The sequence below is a fragment of the Corynebacterium sp. TAE3-ERU2 genome (genome assembly GCF_019209955.1).
GTDB classification, from domain to species: Bacteria; Actinomycetota; Actinomycetes; order Mycobacteriales; family Mycobacteriaceae; genus Corynebacterium; species Corynebacterium megadyptis.
Genome location: NZ_JAHUTL010000001.1, coordinates 141018 through 161944 on the forward strand (window position 1 = coordinate 141018; position 20927 = coordinate 161944).

At 61.8% G+C, this 20927-nt stretch carries 18 protein-coding genes; all 18 read right to left on the reverse strand.

The annotated features are described in order from the left end of the window. Positions 1-4: 4 nt before the first annotated feature. A complete protein-coding gene (locus tag KRX12_RS00600) occupies positions 5-463 on the reverse strand; it encodes a DUF2550 domain-containing protein (protein ID WP_218363776.1) in 459 nt (152 codons plus the stop codon). 308 nt (positions 464-771) lie between these two features. Beyond that, positions 772-1140, reverse strand: a complete 369-nt coding sequence (locus KRX12_RS00605; RefSeq protein WP_218363777.1) for a F0F1 ATP synthase subunit epsilon — start codon at positions 1138-1140, stop codon at positions 772-774. A gap of 10 nt (positions 1141-1150) precedes the next feature. Then, positions 1151-2596, reverse strand: a complete 1446-nt coding sequence (gene atpD / locus KRX12_RS00610; RefSeq protein ID WP_151529961.1) for a F0F1 ATP synthase subunit beta — start codon at positions 2594-2596, stop codon at positions 1151-1153. A gap of 3 nt (positions 2597-2599) precedes the next feature. Next, positions 2600-3577 carry a F0F1 ATP synthase subunit gamma gene (locus tag KRX12_RS00615; protein ID WP_218363778.1) on the reverse strand — a complete coding sequence of 326 codons (978 nt, stop codon included), beginning with the start codon at positions 3575-3577 and terminating at the stop codon, positions 2600-2602. Positions 3578-3628: 51 nt separating this feature from the next. Next, the gene (gene atpA, locus KRX12_RS00620; protein WP_218363779.1) at positions 3629-5305 is read right to left on the reverse strand and encodes a F0F1 ATP synthase subunit alpha; all 1677 of its coding nucleotides are present in this window, start codon (positions 5303-5305) and stop codon (positions 3629-3631) included. A 56-nt stretch (positions 5306-5361) separates the two neighbouring features. Continuing rightward, a complete protein-coding gene (locus tag KRX12_RS00625) occupies positions 5362-6180 on the reverse strand; it encodes a F0F1 ATP synthase subunit delta (RefSeq protein WP_151529959.1) in 819 nt (272 codons plus the stop codon). 5 nt (positions 6181-6185) lie between these two features. Next, entirely contained in the window at positions 6186-6755 is a 570-nt protein-coding gene (locus KRX12_RS00630; RefSeq protein ID WP_151529958.1) for a F0F1 ATP synthase subunit B, read from the reverse strand. Positions 6756-6785: 30 nt separating this feature from the next. Then, the gene (locus tag KRX12_RS00635) at positions 6786-7025 is read right to left on the reverse strand and encodes an ATP synthase F0 subunit C (protein WP_018019996.1); all 240 of its coding nucleotides are present in this window, start codon (positions 7023-7025) and stop codon (positions 6786-6788) included. Positions 7026-7111: 86 nt separating this feature from the next. Then, entirely contained in the window at positions 7112-7888 is a 777-nt protein-coding gene (gene atpB / locus KRX12_RS00640) for a F0F1 ATP synthase subunit A (protein ID WP_218363780.1), read from the reverse strand. 476 nt (positions 7889-8364) lie between these two features. Beyond that, positions 8365-8787 (reverse strand): hypothetical protein, encoded by a 423-nt coding sequence (locus KRX12_RS00645; protein WP_255550006.1) that lies wholly within the window; start codon positions 8785-8787, stop codon positions 8365-8367. 42 nt (positions 8788-8829) lie between these two features. Next, entirely contained in the window at positions 8830-10029 is a 1200-nt protein-coding gene (locus KRX12_RS00650) for an MraY family glycosyltransferase (protein WP_218363781.1), read from the reverse strand. 291 nt (positions 10030-10320) lie between these two features. Next, a complete protein-coding gene (locus tag KRX12_RS00655) occupies positions 10321-10977 on the reverse strand; it encodes an L-threonylcarbamoyladenylate synthase (protein ID WP_218363782.1) in 657 nt (218 codons plus the stop codon). Between the two features lie 176 nt (positions 10978-11153). Then, a complete protein-coding gene (locus KRX12_RS00660) occupies positions 11154-12185 on the reverse strand; it encodes a permease (RefSeq protein WP_218365393.1) in 1032 nt (343 codons plus the stop codon). 15 nt (positions 12186-12200) lie between these two features. Beyond that, positions 12201-13016, reverse strand: a complete 816-nt coding sequence (locus tag KRX12_RS00665; RefSeq protein WP_218365394.1) for a TIGR03943 family protein — start codon at positions 13014-13016, stop codon at positions 12201-12203. 104 nt (positions 13017-13120) lie between these two features. Next, entirely contained in the window at positions 13121-16276 is a 3156-nt protein-coding gene (locus KRX12_RS00670) for an alkaline phosphatase (RefSeq protein ID WP_218365395.1), read from the reverse strand. A gap of 194 nt (positions 16277-16470) precedes the next feature. Further along, on the reverse strand, positions 16471-17331 hold the full coding sequence (prmC, locus tag KRX12_RS00675) for a peptide chain release factor N(5)-glutamine methyltransferase (protein WP_370625501.1): 861 nt from the start codon (positions 17329-17331) through the stop codon (positions 16471-16473). Between the two features lies 1 nt (position 17332). Further along, positions 17333-18406 (reverse strand): peptide chain release factor 1, encoded by a 1074-nt coding sequence (gene prfA / locus KRX12_RS00680; protein WP_151529950.1) that lies wholly within the window; start codon positions 18404-18406, stop codon positions 17333-17335. A 1-nt stretch (position 18407) separates the two neighbouring features. Beyond that, positions 18408-20429, reverse strand: a complete 2022-nt coding sequence (rho, locus tag KRX12_RS00685; protein WP_218365397.1) for a transcription termination factor Rho — start codon at positions 20427-20429, stop codon at positions 18408-18410. Positions 20430-20927: the final 498 nt, after the last annotated feature.

Genomic DNA, 20927 nt, shown 5'->3' on the forward strand with positions numbered 1-20927 from the left:
AGAGCTATTGATGTCCCTGGCTTTCGCGAAAATACGAGCGTGCGGCCCGCAAATTGGTGCGCACGCGCTGCCGTGAAGGCGCCGCTTCAATCCATGCGGTCAGCGCCATTTCGCTGTGCGCGTCCAAGGCTACTTCGTAGTGCTGGCCGGCGATATCTAGCTCCAGGATGGACAGATACGGCTCCATAAAAGAAGCCTCCCCCGCGGTGATCCGGCGCCGGGATACCACCTGGGTATCGGACCGGCTGAACACCATATTCGGGGAAGGCAAAAGAGAGCGCACCTTGTAGTAATAGAGCACCATGCCGCGATAGCGGAGCATTCCGTGACGCCAGCCATGCACTCCTTCGGCGGGCAGCCGCCGCATAATAACCGGGGTGCCCTGGGATCGCAGCGTAAAAAATCGCCACAGAACGAGGAGGGCCGCCACTCCGGCTGCCGCAATAATCACACTGGCGATCACTCGCACTTCCATTGCCACTCTCCCGCCGCGCATCAGGTACTCAGAGACTCGGAAATTATTCCCAGTCTACATCTATTGCAGACCATCTTCTTCATTATTGCTTCTAGCTGCGCTTATCGACGCCAACTCACCGCTATCTCCTCTGATGTCTGCTGTGAGACGCGCGGCGAAGCAAGGCAATACGCGTGCGACGAGAACAGTGACAGCACGGGAACAGACACAGCACGGGAACAGATATGGCACAAGAAAAAGGCGCCATCCCGGTCTGGGATAGCGCCTTTATTCAGTAGCGTGTCAGCCTTGGGGCTTTAGCCCGCGTGGCGACGAACTGCCTTCAGCTCGGCTTCTGCCCGAGCCTTCTCCACAGCGTCGCCCGTGGCCAATGCGGACTCAGCGGCGGAAGAATCCACCTCGTCGGCCCACGTTGCATAGTCGGCCAGCACGGTGACCTTCTCCGGAGTGACGGAGAGGAAACCACCCTGGCAGGCGGCGACCTTCTTCTGGCCGTCTGTCGCGGTCAGAGTCACCACGCCATTGTCGACGAGCTGAGCGAGCATAGGCTCATGCCCTGGCAACACGCCGATTTCACCTTCGATGGTCTGCGCGGTGACGATGGTGGCCCGACCGGACCACAGCACGCGTTCCACGGAGACCAGTTCTGCGGCGATGTCAGCCATAGCTTAGCCCTTAACCTTCCGCTTGGATCTTCTTGTAGGCAGCCTCGACGTCGTCCAGCCCGCCGAGACCGTTGAAGGCCTGCTCCGGGTAGTGGTCGAACTCGCCGTTGCAGATGCGCTCGAACGCGTCGATGGTGTCCTCCAGCGGCACGTAGGAGCCGGGCAGACCGGTGAACTTCTCAGCAACGAAGAAGTTCTGGCCCAGGAAGCGCTCGATACGACGGGCACGCTGCACCGTGATCTTGTCTTCCTCGCCGAGCTCATCCATACCGAGGATAGCGATGATGTCCTGCAGCTCCTTGTTCTTCTGCAGAATACCGATCACGCGCTGCGCCACTGCGTAGTGACGCTCGCCGACAATACCGGGCTCGAGGATACGAGAGGTAGAGGTCAGCGGGTTCACGGCCGGGTAAATACCCTTCGATGCGATACCACGGTCAAGCTCGGTGGTGGCGTCGAGGTGGGCGAAGGTGGTGGCCGGGGCGGGGTCGGTGTAGTCGTCCGCGGGGACGTACACGGCCTGCAGCGAGGTAATCGACTTGCCCTTGGTGGAGGTAATGCGCTCCTGCAGGACACCCATCTCGTCAGCCAGGGTGGGCTGGTAGCCCACGGCCGAAGGCATACGACCCAGCAGGGTGGACACCTCAGAGCCAGCCTGAGTGAAGCGGAAGATGTTGTCGATGAACAGCAGCACGTCCTGGTGCTGGACATCGCGGAAGTACTCCGCCATGGTCAGACCGGACAGGGCCACGCGCATACGCACTCCTGGCGGCTCATCCATCTGGCCGAAGACGAGCGCGGTGTCTTGCAACACGCCCATCTCCTCCATCTCGAGGTGGAGGTCCGTGCCCTCACGAGTACGCTCACCGACGCCGGCGAACACCGAGGTACCGGAGAACTCGCGGGCGATACGGGTGATCATCTCCTGGATGAGCACGGTCTTGCCCACACCGGCACCACCGAAGAGACCGATCTTGCCACCCTTCACGTAGGGGGTGAGAAGGTCAATCACCTTGATGCCGGTTTCGAGGATCTCGGTCTTACCCTCGAGCTGGTCGAATGCCGGCGGCTCGCGGTGGATGCCCCACTGCTCGCCGTCGCGGCCGAGACCCGGCTCGTCGAGGCAGTCACCGAGGGCGTTGAACACGTGGCCCTTGACGACGTCGCCCACGGGCACCGAAATCGGCTTGCCGCTGTCCTTGACCTCTGCACCGCGGACGAGGCCGTCGGTGGGGGCCATGGAGATGGCGCGCACGAGGTTATCGCCCAGGTGCTGAGCGACCTCGAGGGTGATGGTCTTTGCCACTGCTTCGAGGGTGACCTCGACTGTCATGGCGTTGAAGAGTGCCGGAAGAGCGCCGCGGGGGAATTCCACGTCGACAACCGGCCCAATGACACGAACTACTCGACCGGCAATTGCGGTCTGAGCATCGTGCTCTTGTAGAGCTGTAGACATAATTTAGTCACTTTCTCCGCTTTCGGCGAGCGCTCCCGCGCCACCGACGATCTCTGTGATTTCCTGCGTAATTTGAGCCTGTCGAGCCTGGTTGGCAACGCGGGAGAGGTCATTGACCAGCTCGGTTGCATTGTCCGTAGCGGACTTCATGGCGGTGCGGCGGGAAGCGGATTCTGCCGCAGCGGCCTCCAGGAACAGGGCGTACACGGTGCGCGAGACATACTTCGGCAAAAGCTCTGCCAGAAGAGTGTCTGCGTCGGGCTCGAAAAGGTAGTCCGCTGCCACACCCTGGTGTTGAGTCAGGATGGAGTCCTCGGAGTCGAACTCCTCAGTTTCCAGAACCGGCTCGATGGGCAGCACCTGCTGCACCGAAGCGGTCTGGGTCAGCATCGACTCAAACTTGGTGTAGACAACGTGGACCTGGTCAAAGCCCTGAACGCCCTCGCCCTCATCGCTCTTCAAGCCCTCACGGGGCTTGGTGTAGCCCTCGGAGCTGGCCAGGAAGCCATCGATCAGGTGACGACGCACGTCGTGCGTTTCTTTCCATGACGGGTCTTGCGAGAACCCAGTCCACGCACCCGCAAATTCTTCGCCTCGGAAACTGTAGTAGCCAACACCCTTGTTACCGGTGACATAGCGCACCGTTTCGTAACCGCGATCCTCCAGCATGCGCGTAAGCTCCGCTGCCTTCTTGAACACGTTGTGGTTGTAGCCACCGGCCATTCCTCGGTCACTCGAAACCACCAACACGGCGGCACGCTTGCCGTTTTCACGCTCGTGCAGCATCGGATGATCCAGGGAGCTGGCGGATGCCAGCTTGTTGATCACACGGTGCAACTCGACCGCATACGGCTGCGAGGCCTCAACCCGTGCTTGGGCCTTGGTGATTCGCGAGGTGGCGATCATTTCTTGAGCTTTAGTGATCTTCTTAGTGGAGTTCACTGACCTGATGCGGTCGCGAAGCTCGCGAAGATTAGCCATGAATCATCGCCTCCCTTCTTTTCCTTGGACGGTCATTGTGTGCATCACTGCTTACTTCTTAGCAGCTTTCTTGGACACGGAAATCTGGCTCTTGCTGACTTCCGTCTCGTCGAGTGCATCAACTTCCGGCTCATTGATAATCGGGGTTCCGTCCGAGGCCTGGAAGCTGGCCGCGAAGTTATCGGCTTCTTGGCGCAGCTGATCCTTGGACTCATCAGAGAAGGGAACGCCGCCCTTAATCTGCTCGAACACGTCACCGGCAAAGGCATGCAGGTGTTCGTGCAGCTCAGACTCGAAACGACGGACGTCCTCAACGGGAACGGAGTCGAAGACGCCTTCGTTCGCGAGGTGGATGGAGACCATTTGGTCCTCCACGCTCATCGGGTTGTTCTCTGCCTGCTTCAGCAGCTCCACGAGGCGCTGTCCGCGCTCGAGCTGACGCTTGGAAGCGGAGTCCAGATCCGAAGCGAAGGCAGCGAATGCCTCCAGGTCGCGGTATGCGGCCAGATCCAGACGCAGGTTACCGGAGACCTTCTTCATGCCCTTGGTCTGAGCGGCACCACCCACACGGGAGACCGAGATACCCACGTTAATAGCGGGGCGGACACCCTGGTTGAACAGGTCGGACTCGAGGAAGACCTGACCGTCGGTGATGGAGATCACGTTGGTCGGGATGAAGGCGGACACGTCGTTCGCCTTGGTCTCGATGATCGGCAATGCGGTGAGCGAACCGGCACCCATGTCGTCGGAGAGCTTCGCAGCGCGCTCCAGCAGACGGGAGTGCAGGTAGAAGACGTCACCGGGGTAAGCCTCGCGTCCCGGAGGACGGCGCAGCAGCAGGGAGATCGCACGATACGCCTCGGCCTGCTTGGTGAGGTCATCGTAGATCACCAGCACGTGCTTGCCCTGGTACATCCAGTGCTGGCCCAGAGCGGCGCCCGAGAAGGGAGCCAGCCACTTGAAGCCTGCAGCATCGGAGGCCGGGGCCGCCACGATGGTGGTGTAATCCAGTGCGCCGTGCTCGCGCAGAGTCTCGCGGACTCCAGCGATGGTCGAGCCCTTCTGGCCGATGGCCACATAGATACAACGGACCTGCTTTTGCGGGTCGCCGCTGTCCCAGTTGGCCTTCTGGTTCAGAATGGTATCGATGCAGACCGCGGTCTTACCGGTCTTGCGGTCACCAATGATCAACTGACGCTGACCGCGACCAATCGGGGTCATTGCGTCGATTGCCTTGATGCCGGTTTGCATCGGCTCTTCGACCGGCTGGCGCTGCAGCACGGACGGTGCCTGCAGCTCCAGGGCACGCTCTTCTTGCGATGCAATTTCGCCCAGGCCGTCGATGGGCTGGCCCAGGGGGTTGATAACGCGGCCGAGGAAGTCATCCCCAACCGGAATCGAAAGGACCTCTCCGGTCCGCTTTACTTCGTCGCCCTCTTTAAGAGTCTCGTAGTTACCCAAAACCACGACGCCGACGCGGTCAGTGTCAAGGTTCTGAGCGACGCCAATCACGCCGCCAGGGAACTCGAGCAGCTCATTCGCCATCACCGACGGTAGCCCCGAAACCTGGGCAATACCGTCAGCTGCCGAAATGACCACGCCGACCTCCTCGCGGGAGGCCTCCGGGGAGTAGCTCGAGGTGTAGCTAGCAATCGCGCTACGGATCTCATCGGAGGAGATCGTCAGCTCCGCCATGTTCTTCCTGCTCTCGGTTGTTTCGTCCAGCATGTTGTCCAAAAATGTAGTCGTGTCAGTGCGTAGTGCCTGCGACCCGCAATGCGGGTTTAGGCGAATGCGCGGCGCATTCTTTCGATCTTGCCCTTGGTAGAGCCGTCGATCACTTCATCACCGACGCGGATGATCACTCCACCGAGGAGGCTGGTATCAACCTCGGTATGGACGTTCATCGCACGACCGTAAATACGTCCCAGTTTGTCCGCTAGTGCCTGCTCCTGCGTGGAGTTGAGCTCTGATGCAGCAACGACATGGGCAACTGAGCGGCCAGAGACCTCTGCAGCGGAGTCAACGAGAGAAGCCAGATCATCGATCGGGTTCTTCTCCGGGCGACCAATGGCTTGCAATGCAAGCGCCTCGGTCACCGCGGTGACCTTGCCGTAGAGAACCTTGGCAAACAGCTCACGCTTCCGAGATGCAGGTTGGGTCCGGTCGCTGAGAAGATGAGTCAATTCGGGCTCATCTTCCAGGATGCGGCTCAGTCGGAAGAGCTCGCCTTCCACCTGCTTCAGCTGACCCTGCTCCTGTGCGGAGCGGAACAGGAAGCGTCGTCCAACCTCAACCAGTCCGGTGCGCATTTCGCGCGGGTTGGACCAGTTGAGCTTCACAATGTCGCACAGCACGCCAAGGGCGGTCTCCGAGACTTTGCCCCCAAACACCGTCTCCATCAGGCCGGCGCGAGCGTCGGCCGGAGCGGCTGTATCGGCTGCTGCCACACGCAGGCCGCGGTCAACATCCAGGGCATCGACGATGTCGAACAACTCGGTGCCCGTCTGAGCGGTAACTGCTACTGCGTTGTCGGAGCTGTTGGCCACGCGGTCAACAAATCCGAACGCTTGGTTTAGCGCCTCGCGGCTCGCTGCGTGCATATCGCTCACTTTCCTGCCGGAGCCACGCTATCGAGCGAGGACAAGAAGTTATCGATCGTGCCCGAACGCTTGACGTTGTCGGAGAGTTGCTCTCCGAGCAGACGCTCAGCAAGGTTGATCGAGTTCTGTCCCATCTCGGAACGCAGTTCAGAAACAACCTGCTCGCGCTGGGCAAGAAGCTGCTTCTCTCCGGACTCAATAATGCGGTTGCTCTCTTCGGTGGCCTCGGCCTTCATCTCGTCCACGATCTTCTTGCCCTTGTCGCGGGCTTCTTCGCGGATCTGCTGTGCTTCGGCGCGGGCCTCAGAAAGCTGCGCGTTGTACTTTTCCAGCGCGGCCTTTGCCTCAGCCTGTGCGGCCTCGGCGCGTTGAATGCCGCCCTTGATCCGGTCCTCACGCTCGGCCAGGACCTCTTGGAACTTCGGAAGTACGAACTTCCAGAAGAGGAACAGGATTACGATGAGCGAAACAAAGGACCAGACGAGGTCGTAGTTAGCAGGCAACAGCACGGAGAATTGTCCCTCCCCGGGAAGCTCCTCCCCACCGGCTGCTAAGTAGGTATAGACGTTCGTCATGAGTCTTTAGTGCTTTCGTGTCTGTTCGTCTTAGAGGATGAAGCCGGCGACCAAGCCGATGAGGGCGAGGGCCTCAACGAAGGCGATGCCCAGGAACATGGTGGTACGCAGCTGGCCGGCCATCTCAGGCTGGCGAGCCATGCCCTCGAGGGCCTTACCAACGAGGATGCCGATGCCGAGGCCCGGGCCGATGGTGGCGAGACCGTAGCCGACGGTGGCGATGGAGCCGTCAAGACCGTTAGCGGCCTGTGCGAGGATGACTTCGTTCATGATGTGTCGTTCCCTTTCTAGGGGCTCAGCGCTTCCTTAACTGAGCCTGGAATTGTGTGGTTTTTTGGTCCGCTGAAATCAGCGGGTCAGTGTTCGTCTGCGTGCAGAGAGAGTTCGATATACACGGCCGACAGCAGGGCGAAGATGTACGCCTGCAGGAAAATGACCAGCATCTCGAACAGAGTGAATGCAATCGCTGCGAATAGGGTCACTGCGGACAGCGCGGTCCAGCCATTCATCTGCCAGAAGAAGAAGTTGGTGGCAGAAAACAGCAGCACCAGGATGATGTGACCGGCCAACATGTTGGCCATAAGACGCAGAGTGAGGGTTGCGGGGCGCAGCACGAAGGTGGAGAAGAACTCCAGCGGAATCACCAAGAAGTGCAGCGGCCATGGGAGATTAGGAATCACCACAGAGGACTTGACGTACTTGAAGAATCCGTAGCGCTTAGCACCCGCATAGACGAAGGCGATGTATCCGAAGATCGCCAAGACCAGCGGCATGCCGATTCTGGCGTTCGGAGAGATGTTGAGGCCAGGAATGATCGAGGGGATATTCATAGCCAGAACAAGGAAGAAGATAGTGGCAATAACCGGCAGGAACCGGCGGCCCTCCTTCTTGCCCAAGATATCTTCCGAAATGTGAATACGAACGAAGTCAAGGAGCATCTCGGCTACGTTCTGGAGGCCACGCGGAACAACCTTGGGGTTGCGCATAGCCACGAGGAAGAAGATCGCCAACAGCACCGCCATAAGCAGGCGGACGAACATCAGACGGTCGATTGCGAACCAAGTATCGTCGAACCAAATTGGACCCGGGGAAAATTCGTGTTCCAGAGAGGGCGGATGGAACTCACCCTTCATGGACAGTGTTGTAACGCTCAGCGTTCTCTCCCGTGTTCGGGCCGAAACGCCCTGTACAGAGCAGCTTCGGTGCGATGGACGTCTGATTTTCTTTGGCCGTACCGGACTCCGTCGCACATCTCGTGACGGCCAATTGTGGGCAGCGCATAGGAGCGTTTGCCCGTCGATAAGATTATCAGGCTTGTCTCAAGTTCACCCGAAAGATGAAACGGCCACGCCCACCCCTCGCCTAGACATAAGAAAAACCCGCGCGTAGCGGGCATTTTTCCCCTCTTGTAAGCTGTCTCACAGGGGCTATACGCCCCTGTTATGGGGGTGGTTCCGCCGGCACGGGTTCTCGCGATAACTATTGAGCAGAGTGAATAGATGCACCACCAGCCCCAGCAGCATCCCCCCAGTAGAGGGGATTACGGCGGGAGAACATGTCTTGTGTGGGCAGCGAGTAGGCGTCGATAAGCGTCCGCCCGCACTCGCAGTTAGTTGATGGTGGTCACCTTGGTGGTCATAATCGCCCAGACCTCGGCGCCGAGAACGATCACCAGCGCCGCGATCGTGGTCACAACGAGCGCAATCGGATCATAGAACGTCAGGTCGCGCAGGGCCCACAGCACGATGATGAGCACGACGATCTTCACGAGCCAGCCACCCAGCACCACCACGCCCGTCATCTCTGGGGAGGTATGGGAGGTAAGAAGGGTGCTGAGCACGGTGAGCAAGACGAAACCGCCACCGATAGCCGCGCCGAGAAGCACGCCCCACACTCCGGGGAGATCGCGAATGAGCCACCACAGCAGCACCGACAGCACCGTCACGGCCACCAGCGCCAGCGAACCCATCTTCATCGCGCGCACCAAGGGGCGCCGCGGATCATCGTATTGCGAGGCGGTTTTTTCAGTCATAATGCGGAAATTGTACACACTACGCACTAGCGCAGCGCCCAGCTAGGAACCCCGCGCCACAGAGGTCGAGCTGCGGCGCATATGGCGCCCTTCCCCACTGCCCCGAGTACCGGCCGCGCGACGCAGCGAAGGCAGCACCGTCAACACCACGGCGAGCAGCGCGCTCACCCCGAAGATCGGGCCGGCGATGCGCGCCGGAAACACCGTGAACCCCACCGCGCCGAAGGCGACCACCGACACCCAGGTGTACAAAATGAGCACCACGCGGCGGTGGGTGTGGCCGATGTCGAGCAGGCGGTGATGCAGGTGCTTGCGGTCGGCGGCAAAGGGCGAGCGCCCCGCGGAGACGCGCCGCACCACCGCCAGAACCAGGTCCAGCACGGGGATGAAGATCGCTGCCGCCACCACGATGAAGGGGCTGAGCAGGGCGACGATGTCCTCGGTGCCGTAGAGGCTCATGTTGATCTTGCCCGAAGCGGAGGTGGCCGCGGCAGAGAGCAGCAACCCGATGAGCATCGCTCCGGTATCGCCCATGAAAATGCGGGACGGCTCGAAATTATGGGGCAAGAAACCGGCACAGACTCCCACCAAGGCAGCGGCGATAATCGCCGGTGGATAGGCCGAGACAGCTCCGCCTTGATCGTGCAGCACCGTCAGGGAGAACACGAGAATGGCCGCCCCGGCGATCATGCCCAGCCCTGCGGCGAGTCCGTCGATGCCGTCGACGAAGTTAATGGCATTAATCAACGCCACCGTAAACACAGTGGTAAAGACCGTGGACTGGACACTATCGAGGATGACGGTGGTGCCCTCCCCAAAAGGCACATAGATCAATGTCCACGACAGTCCGAGGGCGCTCATCACAATGGCGGCCAGAATCTGGCCGATGAGCTTCGTGACGGCGTCGAGCTCGAAGATGTCATCGATCACGCCCACCACGACAATCACAATGCTCGCCCAAAACACCGCATGCATTTCGGGAGTCATGGGCATAAACCCACGCGTCAGCGCCGGCAGCTGGGAGGCCATCACCACCGCCAGCACCAGCCCAGTAAACATCGCTACCCCGCCGAGCTGTGGCTTCGGGATTGTGTGCACGTCCCGATCCCGAATATCGGCCAGCAGCCCGGCGCGCACCACCGCATGCCGAATGATGCCCGTGGTGAGATAGGTGACCGCGCAGGCTGCCAGCAAAATGAGCGCAAGCTCACGCAGCGGAACACCCGCTCCACCAGCGCCCATCGTGTTGTCCTTTCCTTCTCGTGCCGCCCAGGTTGAGTCTCGCGGGCGATATCTACTACTGCTACTACGCAGCAGCGTCGCCCCTAGAGTGGCCCCTAGTGTGGCCCCACGCCCTGTGCACTCTTCGTCTCAGCAGTCTAGGCCACCGCCAGCACTCACGGGGGTGGCCACGGCTGTGGCAGAGGCCAATTCGTCTTTTTCGCGCACCGCCGCGTGCCGACGCGTGCTGCCGGCGCGCCGCATCACCACGGGCCAAACGATGCGGCCGTGAGCGGTGATGTCTCGTGTACTTTAGCGGGCGCGGAGCTGCTCTGGGTCGATCTCGAGCACCTCTGCGATCCGCTCCGCGGAGATTGCGCCCTCGCGGAGTAGCCGCGTCTTGTTGCCGGAGAGATCAACGATGCTGGAGGGCTGCCCCATGGCGCACTCCCCACCGTTGAGATAGGTAGACACCGCGTTGCCGAGCTGCTGCTTGGCGTCGACAACGGTGGTGGCCGGTGGCTGCCCGGAGATATTGGCGCTGGATACGGCCATCGGGCCGGTTGCGCGGAGCAGTTCGATGGCCACGGGGTGCAGCGGCATGCGGAGCATCACGGTGCCGCGGGTATCGCCGAGGTTCCACATCAGCGACGGTGCTTGTTCGATCACGATGGATAGCCCGCCGGGCCAAAAGGCCTCGACTAGGCGTTGGGCATTGGGCGTATAAGTATGGACCAGGCCGCGTACTGTGTCCCAGCTTCCGATGAGTACCGGCACCGGCATATCTGGGCCACGACGCTTCGTGGCGAGGAGCTGATTCACCGCCTGATTATTGAAGGCATCGCATCCCAAGCCATAGAGGGTATCGGTAGGAAGAACAACGAGCTTTCCTTCCGCAACCTCGGCTGCAGCGGTGCGGACACCGAGCTCGCGCTTGTCATCTTGGGAGCAATCGAAGATCCGAGACACGTCGAATTCTCTCCTTATACGTCAGCGGCAATTGTGGTGGTGTAGCAAAAATAGTACGCCCCAGAGCACACGGCGCGATAACACCGTCCACGGTAGGCCGCCTATTCGGGTGCTCGCAGCTGCAGAGTGGCTAGGCTCTCTGCCGCGGCCCATGCCCGCAGCACACGCCAGCGGCGCTATAGTCCGCCGAAAAGTATACCGCCGACGATCACCGCGCTGAGGATGGAAAAGGCCAGCGCGAAGGGCACGAAACGCAGCACAAAGGCCTTGCCCCACATGCCGTATTGCATGGCGATGAGCTTGATATCCACCATCGGGCCCACCACGAGGAATACGAGCTGCGCTGTGGGCGAGACATGGGTGAAGGAGGCGGCGATAAAGGCATCGGCCTCCGAGCACAGGCTGAGCACGATCGCCAGCGCCGCCATCACGGCGACGGCCACGAGCGGGTATTCATTGATCGTCTCGAACCAGGAGCGCGGCACGGTCACCTTGATCAGTGCCGCAGCCATCGCGCCGAGGGCGAGGAAGCCACCGGCGTTCATCAGATCGCTCAGCGCCGAGGCGCGAAATACATCCAGCTTCTTCACATGGCTATGGTCGTGGCCGCGACCGATCTCCATGTGCTCCTCTCCCCTGATGCTGATCCACATCCATCCCACGAGGATGGCGGCGGCGAGCGAGGCGAGAAACCGCGCCCACACCATGAGGGGAAAACCATTGAAGGCCACGGCGGTAGAGACGAGTACCACCGGATTGATCGCCGGCGCGGCGAGCATGAACGCAAGCGCCGCAGCGGGCGGAATCCCGCGCCGAATCAGTGACCCACTCACCGGAACCGAGCCGCATTCACATCCCGGGAGTAATAGACCGGAGCTGGCCACGGTGGGCACGGCGAGAAATTCATTGCGCGGAGTGATTGTGCGTAGTGCGGTATCTGACACAAACGCCGATATCGCCCCCGACACGATCACGCCGAGCACCAGAAAGGGCATGGCCTGCAACGTGATGGCGACGGTGATCGAGGCCCAGGATTCCACTGCGCCGCTCATTGGCAGGATAGGCCCGCGAATGCGGACCACCACCAACGCAAGGGAGAGCAGAGCTACCGCAGCGACGGGAATAAGCCACCAGCTGCGCGGCCCTATTCCGTGTCGGCGCTGGCGGAGATCGCTTGCGGTGTGCGGGGGATGCGCGTGCGTGGTCATCTCACACCTGCTTTCTTAGAGATAAGGGCGGTTGGGTTGATCGATCGGCTCGGTTTCTTCCACCCGCAGCACCGGCCATTGCGCGTCGGCTGCGGTGTCTACTGTGCCGCTGAGCTCGTACCACTGATCTGAAACTGGGTCCGCGAGGCCTTCTAGGCGTACCTGATAGGGAATGGCATCGGCCGCGCAGCAATAGATCTTGAACCGCCCGAGAAACCAGCCTCCCTCCGCGCCTTCTGAGGCGAAGCCCACCACCCGGACCTGCACCCCATCGAGGTCCTCTTTGGAGCCAAAGTAGAAGCGGTTGGCGAGATCCTCGAGTGTGATCTCATTGACGTCATCGCGCGCCAGCTCGGGAAAGGCGATGGTGCCATCGGGGTTGCGTTCCACCCGCACCAGTTGTTGGGCGCGTTGCGCCTGCGGATCCCCCATGCTTGTCGACGCCCCGCCCACGGCCGCCGATCCCAACATCGACGCCCCTAGCGGGTCCGGCGCGCTCACCACCGCGAGCAGCACGGGCACAAGCAACACCCAGGACGTGGCGCGCACTGGGTGCTCCCCCGCTGCGGTGGCCGCGTCGAGCCGCACCCGAGCCAGGGACCACACTCCCAAGCCGAAAAGCGCCAGCCCGGTGAGAATCATGACCGGGCGAAAGAAGGGCTGCACATAGTTGTTGAGCTGCCCAGTAATCGCCAATACCAGCAACACGATGCTCAGCAGCACCACGATGGTGGAGGCCAGCACGGTAGATAGGCCCTGTGCGGGGCTGGTCTCGCGCGTCTCCGCGCAGCAGGCCTGCTGAGGCGGAGATGAATGCTCACACGGAGCCATGGTGAGTAGATGTCCTTTCCACGGGCTACTACGCAGCAGAGTGATCTGAAAATCAGTGTAGGTATCTGCGGGGCTAGAGCGTGTGACCGCCCTAGCCGCGAGACCTAGCTGGTGCGGGAGCGGCTGCTCAGCAGCGCGATTCCACCCACCACGACGATCACGGACACACCGGCCAGAATCCACCACACGGTGTGCGTATTCGAGGAGGTGGCGTCGTACTGCGCCTGCTTATCCCATTGCGGGCTGAGATCGATGGCACCTGGATCCGTGTCGAGCTCGAGGGCATTGGCGGCGACGTAGAAAATATCTGTTTGATCCAACTGCCCCACCACGTTCTGCGCGCCGGGCCCGGAGGCAGCCACCTGAATCTGCGCCCCGGTGTGGGTCTGACCACCGAGCGCCACATCATCCTCATTCGAGGGCGCGGTGGCGTAGTTCATGGTCATCTCCACCCCTGGGGTGGTGCCGGCGAGGGTGATGGTGCGGCCAGCTGTGATCGCCCCCGGGTTGGTGATCTGCGAGGTGTGCGCATGATCGGTGGTGGAGATGATCAAGGTGGGCTCGCCGGTGGTCTCTACCCACTCGCGGACTGCGGCGAGGGTGGCGTCGTAGTCGCTGAATTCCCCGAACTGGCCGCAGGCATCGGCGTCGTGGCCGGCCTTGTCCACCGAGGCGGCTTCAACCTGTAGCAAGAAGCCGGCGTCGTTGCGCAATAAATCCAAAGCCGTGGTGGTCATCTGCTCCAGCGATGGGATCTCCGGGCCGCGCTCGCTATTGGCGCTGCACTGCTGGGCGGGGGCGATGGCGCCGTCTTCGGTGGGGATCGATTGGGCATAGTGTCGCGGCAGGTTGCCGGGGGCGAATAGCCCCAGCACGGGGCTGCCGGTATGGGCGTCGCTGAGCCGCTGCATCTCCTCGGTCGTGCTCACGATCTGATAGCCCTGAGCCTCGGCGTTCTCGAGGACACTCTTACCTTCGGTCCAGTCGTTGCCGGCCCACATCCCACCGCGTTGCACGATCTGCTCGAAGGCCTCGCGGCCGCCGCCGAGGGTCACATCGGCGCGCAGATCCACGATCTGCTCCGAGATCGACCCGAGACCGCCATTCTCCCGATACTGCGAGTCCATGTCTGGGCCTTGACATTTCTCATTGTTCTTGTCCTTCTCCGGCCCATAGCACTTGCGGTTCAAGGCGTGAGTGGCGAAGGCGGCCGGGGTGGCATCTTGCACCTCGGCGGTGGTGACATTGCCGATTTTCATGCCCTTGGCTTTGGCCAGCTCCGCCATGGTGGGCACCGGCACGCCGGTGACATCCACGCCCACCGCGCCGTTATAGGTTTTGATCCCCGAGTTCCACGCCGAGCCCGAGGCCGCGGAGTCGGTAACGAGATCCGGTTGGCCGGTGCTGCGGGAGAGCGCATAGGTGGTAGCACTGCCGGTGAAGTCGAAGTTGTCATAGCCGGGCAGCCGTCCCGAGGGGCCCACGAGATAGTTGCGGGCGGAGGTGATCTCGGAATTACCGGTGCCATCAGAAATCATCAGCACCACATTCTTCGCCTTATCCGTAGACAGCCCGTGCCCCTGCGTGCCATAGTGTGCGCAGTCTCCTGGCTGAGGCGCGCCGCCATCGGCGGTGACGAGATAGCACGTCTCGCGTACATCATCGCGTGCCGCGGCAGCCTTCTTCAGGTCGATGCTCTGGAACGGAGAGGACTCAGCCACCTCCCAATCGCCGAGGCGCAGCGCATTGGCCATCACATAAAACATGTCGGTTTGATCGATCATGCCGATCACATTCTCCGCTCCCGGACCGAAAGCGGCCACGCGCAGCTCGGCACCATTGTGCTGGGTGGAGAATTTCTCCTCCCCTTCAATCACCTCTGCGGGCAGCGTGCCATAGCCGACGGCCTGGCCCACTCCATCGTTGGTGGCCAAGCGGGTCGCGGGGCTGACCGACTCCGCGCTATCGGGAAGGATCTGCGCCGAGTGGGCGTGATCGGCAGCCAGCAACACCAGGGTGTTGCCATCGGCGCGGGCAAAGTCGAGGGCTTCCTGGATGGCCTCGTCGATGCGCTCGACCTCACCAATCATCCCGCAGGCATCGGCGGCGTGATTGCGCTTATCAATGCTGGCGGATTCTACCTGCAGAAAAAAGCCGGTCTCGGCCTCAGGATCGTCTAGCAGCCGCAGGGCCGTGGAGGTCATCTCGGCCAACTCGGGCTCGCTACCGGTGTCATTGGCGCTACAGGTCTCGGGCGGCTTCTGCGCCCCACCGACGGTGGCCGTGGAGGGGGCGAAACGGGTGGTGAGATTGCCGTCGTTGAACAACCCCAGCACCGGCTCCTCCTGCGAGGCCCGCTCTACTGCGGCCAGCTCCTCGGCAGTGGTGACGACGGTGTAGCCGGCGTCGGTGGCGTTATCGAGCACGCTGCGGCCTTCCTGCCAGGTCATCGTGCTATCCAGATAGGGGGTGCGCGCCGGGCCGCCCTCTTGCACGATCTCGCGGAAGGATTCCATGCCGCCGCCGAGGGTGATATCGGCGCGGGTTTCCACCAGTTGCTCCGAAATGGATCCCAAGCCGCCGTTGTTGCGGTACTGCTCCGAGTACTCGCCTCCCTGGCAGCGTTCGTGCTTATCCTCTTCCGGCCCGTAACACTTGCGCCCCACCGCATGCGCCGCGAGCGACGCTGGGGTGGCATCCTGAACTTCCGAGGTGGTGACATTGCCGGTGCGCATGCCCGCCTTTTTGGCCAGTTCCACGATATTCGGCACCGGCTCGCCCTCAAGATCCACGCCGATGGCGCCGTTATAGGTTTTAGTGCCGCTCGTCCACGCGGTGGCGGAGGCAGCCGAGTCTGTGACGAGGTTGAAGCTGCCATCGCGGTCAATGGAATGGTGGGTGTAGGTGCCGGTGGCGGACAATTCATCGATGCCCGCGAACCGTCCGCCCGCCCCCTTGAGATAGTTCCGCGCTGCGGTGATGGTTTGTTGATCCATGCCATCGCCCACGATGAGGATCACGTTGCGGGCGGTCTCCGTACTGCGGCCCGGCCCTGCGGTGCCGAAGCGGGCGCAGTCGCCCGGGCCTGGGGCGCGGACGGTGCCGTCGTCGGTAATGGCGATGCAATCGCCGCCGTCGCTGGGCGCGGTGTTTGTTGGAGTGTCCTCGGCATGGCCGAGCGGGGCTAGTCCGAATCCGGTGAGTGCTGCGATGAGCAGGCCCGATGCGCACAGTCGGGGCACTCGAGTCGATATCGCCATGATGCTGTTGTATCCCTTTTAGCTATCCACGTCGGGAGCCACCGCGCCGTCGCTGCTCAAGGAATTCGCAGCCGGCGCTGAGGTGGCTCGGGCATAGTCGATGCCTCGAGGGATCACTCTAAAAAGTGAGCATGACACGGCCTGTACCGTGACGCTACGCACATATGAATACTCGGTGACGAATAAGAAACTTGTTAGTTTCGGAAAGCTATCGCGAATCGATGGATACCATTAAGATCGTCGAGCACCTCGGCAGGGCTGAAGGCCCCATAACGATCAAGGGCGTCCCGCACCAATCGTGAAGTGGCATCATCATGTTCGATGCCCACTGCCCCACCGGGGCGAAGCAGCCGCGCCAGCACAGGAATCATCGGCTCGATCACACTCATCCCGTCCGCACCAGCAAATACTGCCGCATGGGGGTCGGCGGCCACCTCTGGCTGGACGACGCTGCCCTCCGGCACATACGGCGGGTTGGTCACTATCAGATCCACCTGGCCATCCAGCGCCCTAAGCAGTTGCGGATCGGTGGCGTCGCCTGCGAGCACCTCGAGGTTCGGGTACGTGGAGGCGTTCTGCGTAGTATATTCCCGCGCCCGCGCACTCAGCTCCACCGCACTCACCCGCGCCTGCGGCACAGCCGCGGCAATCCAGCAGGCCAGCGCGCCCGAACCGGTACAGAGATCCACCACGCGAGGCGCGGCTATCCCCGCGTGCATCATGTCCTCTAGGCGCTGCACGGCCCACTCGGCGAGCACCTCGGTTTCTGGGCGCGGAATAAATACCCCGGGCCCCACGGCGAGGTCGAGGGGGCCGAAGGCGGCGCTGCCGAGAATATGCTGCAGCGGCTCCCTGGCGGCGCGGCGAGAAAGGAGCTCGTCGAAGTCTTCCGGTCGGGACAGAACGTCACCGTGATGAAAAAACAGGCGGGAGCGGTCGATGCCGAGATGGTGGGCGAGCAGCGAGGAGGCGTCGTTAAGCGCAGAAGAGCAACCGCTCGCGGAGAGACGAGCGGTTGCTTTCTGTAGTGCTTGACGGACCGTGAGGTCGGTCACGTTAGTTCTCCGCCTCCAAGCGCGCGGCGCGTTCGGCCGCCTGGAGCGCGGTGAAGAGATCATCGAGCTGACCATCCAGCACCGAATCAAGGTTATTGGCCTTGTAGTTGATGCGGTGATCAGAGATGCGGTTTTCCGGCCAATTGTAGGTGCGGACGCGCTCAGAGCGGTCCATGGTGCGCACCTGATTAGCGCGGCCCTCGGCGGCCTCCGCCTCGGCTTCTTCCTCGCGCATCTGCTGCAGACGAGCGGCCAGCACCTGCATGGCGCGGGCACGGTTTTGAATCTGCGAGCGCTCCTTTTGGCAGGTCACCACCACTCCCGTGGGCAGGTGGGTGATGCGCACGGCCGAGTCAGTGGTGTTCACGCCCTGACCGCCCTTACCGGAGGAACGATAGACGTCCACGCGGATGTCCTTTTCGTCGATCTCCACATCCTCGACCTCATCGGGCTCGGGGTAGACGAGCACACCGGCCGCGGAGGTCTGGATACGACCCTGCGATTCGGTGACGGGCACCCGCTGCACGCGGTGCACCCCGCCCTCGAACTTGAACACGCTCCACGCGCCATCGCGGGAGGGCTGCTTCGAGCGGATCGAGAGGGTGATGTCTTTGACGCCACCCAGATCGGACTCGGCGAGGTCGAGCACCTCGGTGGAAAAGCCATTCTTATCGGCGAACTTCTGGTACATGCGCACCAGCTCACCGGCGAAAAGCGCGGCTTCTTCGCCGCCGGCACCGGACTTCACTTCCATCACGATGTCATCGCCATCGTGCGGATCGCGCGGGGCCAGTAGATCGGCGAGCTGCTCCTCGAGTTCGATGGCACGCTGCCCCAGCCGCTCGGCCTCCTCCGCAAAGTCATGATCCTCATAGGCCATTTCCTTCGCGGCTTCGTGGTCCTCGCGGGTGGACTTCAACTCCTTGTACACCTTCACGATCGGGCCGAGCTCCGAGTAGCGCTTTGCGACGCGGCGCGCGGCCTTTTGATCGTTATGGAGTTCAGGATCAGCCATCTGCTGCTCCAGGCCGTGATATTCGGCCAGGATGTCATCAACTGCTGAAACTTGGCTCATCTTAGGAGTATTCCTCCTCCTGGTCGGCCGCCATCGGCGCGGAGGATGCTACCTGCACCATGAACTCGCCATTGTTCTTGGTCTTCTTCAGCTGCTTGATCAGCAGGTCAATGGCCTGCTGGTTGTCCAGCGCAGACAGGATACGGCGGAGCTTGTGCATGATGCGGGCCTCTTCCGGGGCGAGCAGCAGCTCATCCTTACGGGTACCGGAGGGATTAACATCCACGGCCGGGAAGACGCGCCGCTCGGAGATCTTGCGATCCAGCTTCAGCTCGGCGTTGCCGGTGCCCTTGAACTCCTCGAAGATCACGGTATCGCCGGCAGAGCCGGTCTCCACCATGGCGGTGGCGATGATGGTGAGGCTGCCGCCGTTTTCGATATTGCGGGCAGCACCGAGGAAACGCTTCGGCGGGTAGAGCGCATTGGAGTCCACACCACCGGAGAGGATACGGCCCGAGGCTGGGGAGGAATTGTTGTAGGCGCGGCCCAAACGAGTGATGGAGTCCAGCAGCACCACCACGTCCTCGCCCTGCTCCACCAGGCGCTTGGCGCGTTCGATGGCAAGCTCGGCGACCGCAGTGTGCTCGCTCGGCGGGCGGTCGAAGGTGGAGGCAATAACCTCGCCCTTGACGCTGCGCTGCATGTCCGTGACTTCCTCGGGGCGCTCGTCCACCAGCACCACCATCAGGTAGCACTCCGGGTTATTGGTGGCGATGGCGTTCGCAATGTTTTGCAGAATCGTCGTCTTACCGGCCTTCGGCGGGGAGACGATCAGGGCGCGCTGGCCCTTACCAATGGGCATGATCAGATCGATCACACGGGTGGTGAGGATCCGCTGCTCGGTTTCCAGGCGCAGACGCTGGTTCGGATACAGCGGGGTGAGCTTGGAGAAGTCCGGGCGCTGCCGAGCCTCGTCCACGCTCATGCCGTTGACGGTATCCACGCGGACCAGCGGATTGTACTTCTGGCGGCGGTTATTGCCGCGGTTATTCCCGCCGACCTTGGCTTGGCCGGTAATGGCGTCGCCGCGACGCAGCCCGTTTTTGCGAATCATGTTCTGATTGACAAAAACGTCCTGGGTGCCGGCCTGGTAGCCGGTGGTGCGCACGAAGGCAACGTTGTTATCCACGATGTCCAGGATGCCGCCTACCGGCTGCAGCTGGTCATCATTGCGGTTGTCATTATCGTCCTGGCCGTCGTTGCCGCGATCGTTATTGCGATCGTTGTTGCGGTCATTATTCCGGCCACGACGGTTGTTGCGATCACGACGATTGCGGCGACCGCCCTTGTCATTGCGGTCTCGGCGATTGCGGCGGTTACCGCCCTGATCATTGTTGTTATCGTCATCATCCCGGCCGGAATCATCGCCATCGCGGTTATCGCGGTTCTTATTCCTGCCGCGGTTGTCGCGGTCGCGGTTATCGCGGTTATCCCGATCGCGGTCACGATTGCGGTTATCGCGGTCGCGACGATCACGGTTGTCGTTGGAGGAGTTGTCCTCGGAGTCACCGCGCTCATTGTCATCCTCGCCGCGGTCATTATCACGACGCTCGCGCTGAATCTGGCGCTGCTTATGGCGGCGGGCCCGGCGCGCTGCGGAGCGAGACTCGTAGTACACCGGCTCATCCTCAGACTCGGAGGACTGGGAGGAGGACTCGGCGGCCTTCTCCGGCTTCTCGTTCTTGTCGCCCTTATCGGAGTTCTTCTCGGCCTTGTTCTCATCGGCGGCGTCGTGCTGCTCTGGGGTGTGGGCCTTGGCAGTAGCGCGACGACGTCGCGAACGCGGCGAGTGATCCTCGGCCTCAGCGGAGGAATCGGAGGCGTCCTTCTTCGCCGCAGCGCGCTGAGAGCCCTGTCCCCCATTGCCCCCGGCCGCGCCGTTCTGGGCAGCCTTGATGGCGTCAACGAGCTCAACCTTGCGCTTACCGGAGAGACCACGCAGACCCAAGTCGCGGGCCATCGCGCGGAGTTCCGGCAGCCGCAGGGTGTTCAGGTCCTTAGCGGAAGTGTCCTTGTCGGTCACAGAGTTCCTTTCATCGCTTTTCTTCATCCCCCGTGATCGCCGCGGCTGTGCAGGAAACACGCCGTATGCAGCGGATACGAACACCTGCCCTAGTCGCTAGGGCACGCATGGGCATTCGAGGTTAAAAGCTACTGTGGAGTTTGATATGGGGACTACCTGTGGATCATGATTACCCAGCGGTGAAATGTCGGCAGATAGTCTATACGCGTGGCGTAAACGCGAGGCGTCACGGAGTGCGGGCTCACGGCCGTCGACGCAACGTCGATAAGCAGTGGCGGTCAGCCGCCTCCTACAAGGGCGATCAAACAATGTGATGTGAGCCGCACCACACGCACCGCAGTCTGCAGTTAGCCACCGCGAAGTGGTAAAGAGTGTGCGGGGAGTGTGCGACGTCTAAAGCCTCGTTGACGCCTGTGTTCGCACCAAGAGCGTAGAGCACGATCCTCAATCATTCTTAAGTTGCGTGCTACTGACTCCCGATCATAACAGAGCTGTAAC

Coding starts and splice junctions, on each gene's coding strand:
- KRX12_RS00605 (WP_218363777.1), bottom strand. CDS start 1,140: ATGGCTGACATCGCCGCAGAACTGGTCTCCGTGGAACGCGTGCTGTGG.
- atpD (WP_151529961.1), bottom strand. CDS start 2,596: ATGTCTACAGCTCTACAAGAGCACGATGCTCAGACCGCAATTGCCGGT.
- KRX12_RS00615 (WP_218363778.1), bottom strand. CDS start 3,577: ATGGCTAATCTTCGCGAGCTTCGCGACCGCATCAGGTCAGTGAACTCC.
- atpA (WP_218363779.1), bottom strand. CDS start 5,305: ATGCTGGACGAAACAACCGAGAGCAGGAAGAACATGGCGGAGCTGACG.
- KRX12_RS00625 (WP_151529959.1), bottom strand. CDS start 6,180: ATGCACGCAGCGAGCCGCGAGGCGCTAAACCAAGCGTTCGGATTTGTT.
- KRX12_RS00630 (WP_151529958.1), bottom strand. CDS start 6,755: ATGACGAACGTCTATACCTACTTAGCAGCCGGTGGGGAGGAGCTTCCC.
- KRX12_RS00635 (WP_018019996.1), bottom strand. CDS start 7,025: ATGAACGAAGTCATCCTCGCACAGGCCGCTAACGGTCTTGACGGCTCC.
- atpB (WP_218363780.1), bottom strand. CDS start 7,888: ATGAAGGGTGAGTTCCATCCGCCCTCTCTGGAACACGAATTTTCCCCG.
- KRX12_RS00645 (WP_255550006.1), bottom strand. CDS start 8,787: ATGACTGAAAAAACCGCCTCGCAATACGATGATCCGCGGCGCCCCTTG.
- KRX12_RS00650 (WP_218363781.1), bottom strand. CDS start 10,029: ATGGGCGCTGGTGGAGCGGGTGTTCCGCTGCGTGAGCTTGCGCTCATT.
- KRX12_RS00660 (WP_218365393.1), bottom strand. CDS start 12,185: ATGACCACGCACGCGCATCCCCCGCACACCGCAAGCGATCTCCGCCAG.
- KRX12_RS00665 (WP_218365394.1), bottom strand. CDS start 13,016: ATGGCTCCGTGTGAGCATTCATCTCCGCCTCAGCAGGCCTGCTGCGCG.
- KRX12_RS00670 (WP_218365395.1), bottom strand. CDS start 16,276: ATGGCGATATCGACTCGAGTGCCCCGACTGTGCGCATCGGGCCTGCTC.
- prfA (WP_151529950.1), bottom strand. CDS start 18,406: ATGAGCCAAGTTTCAGCAGTTGATGACATCCTGGCCGAATATCACGGC.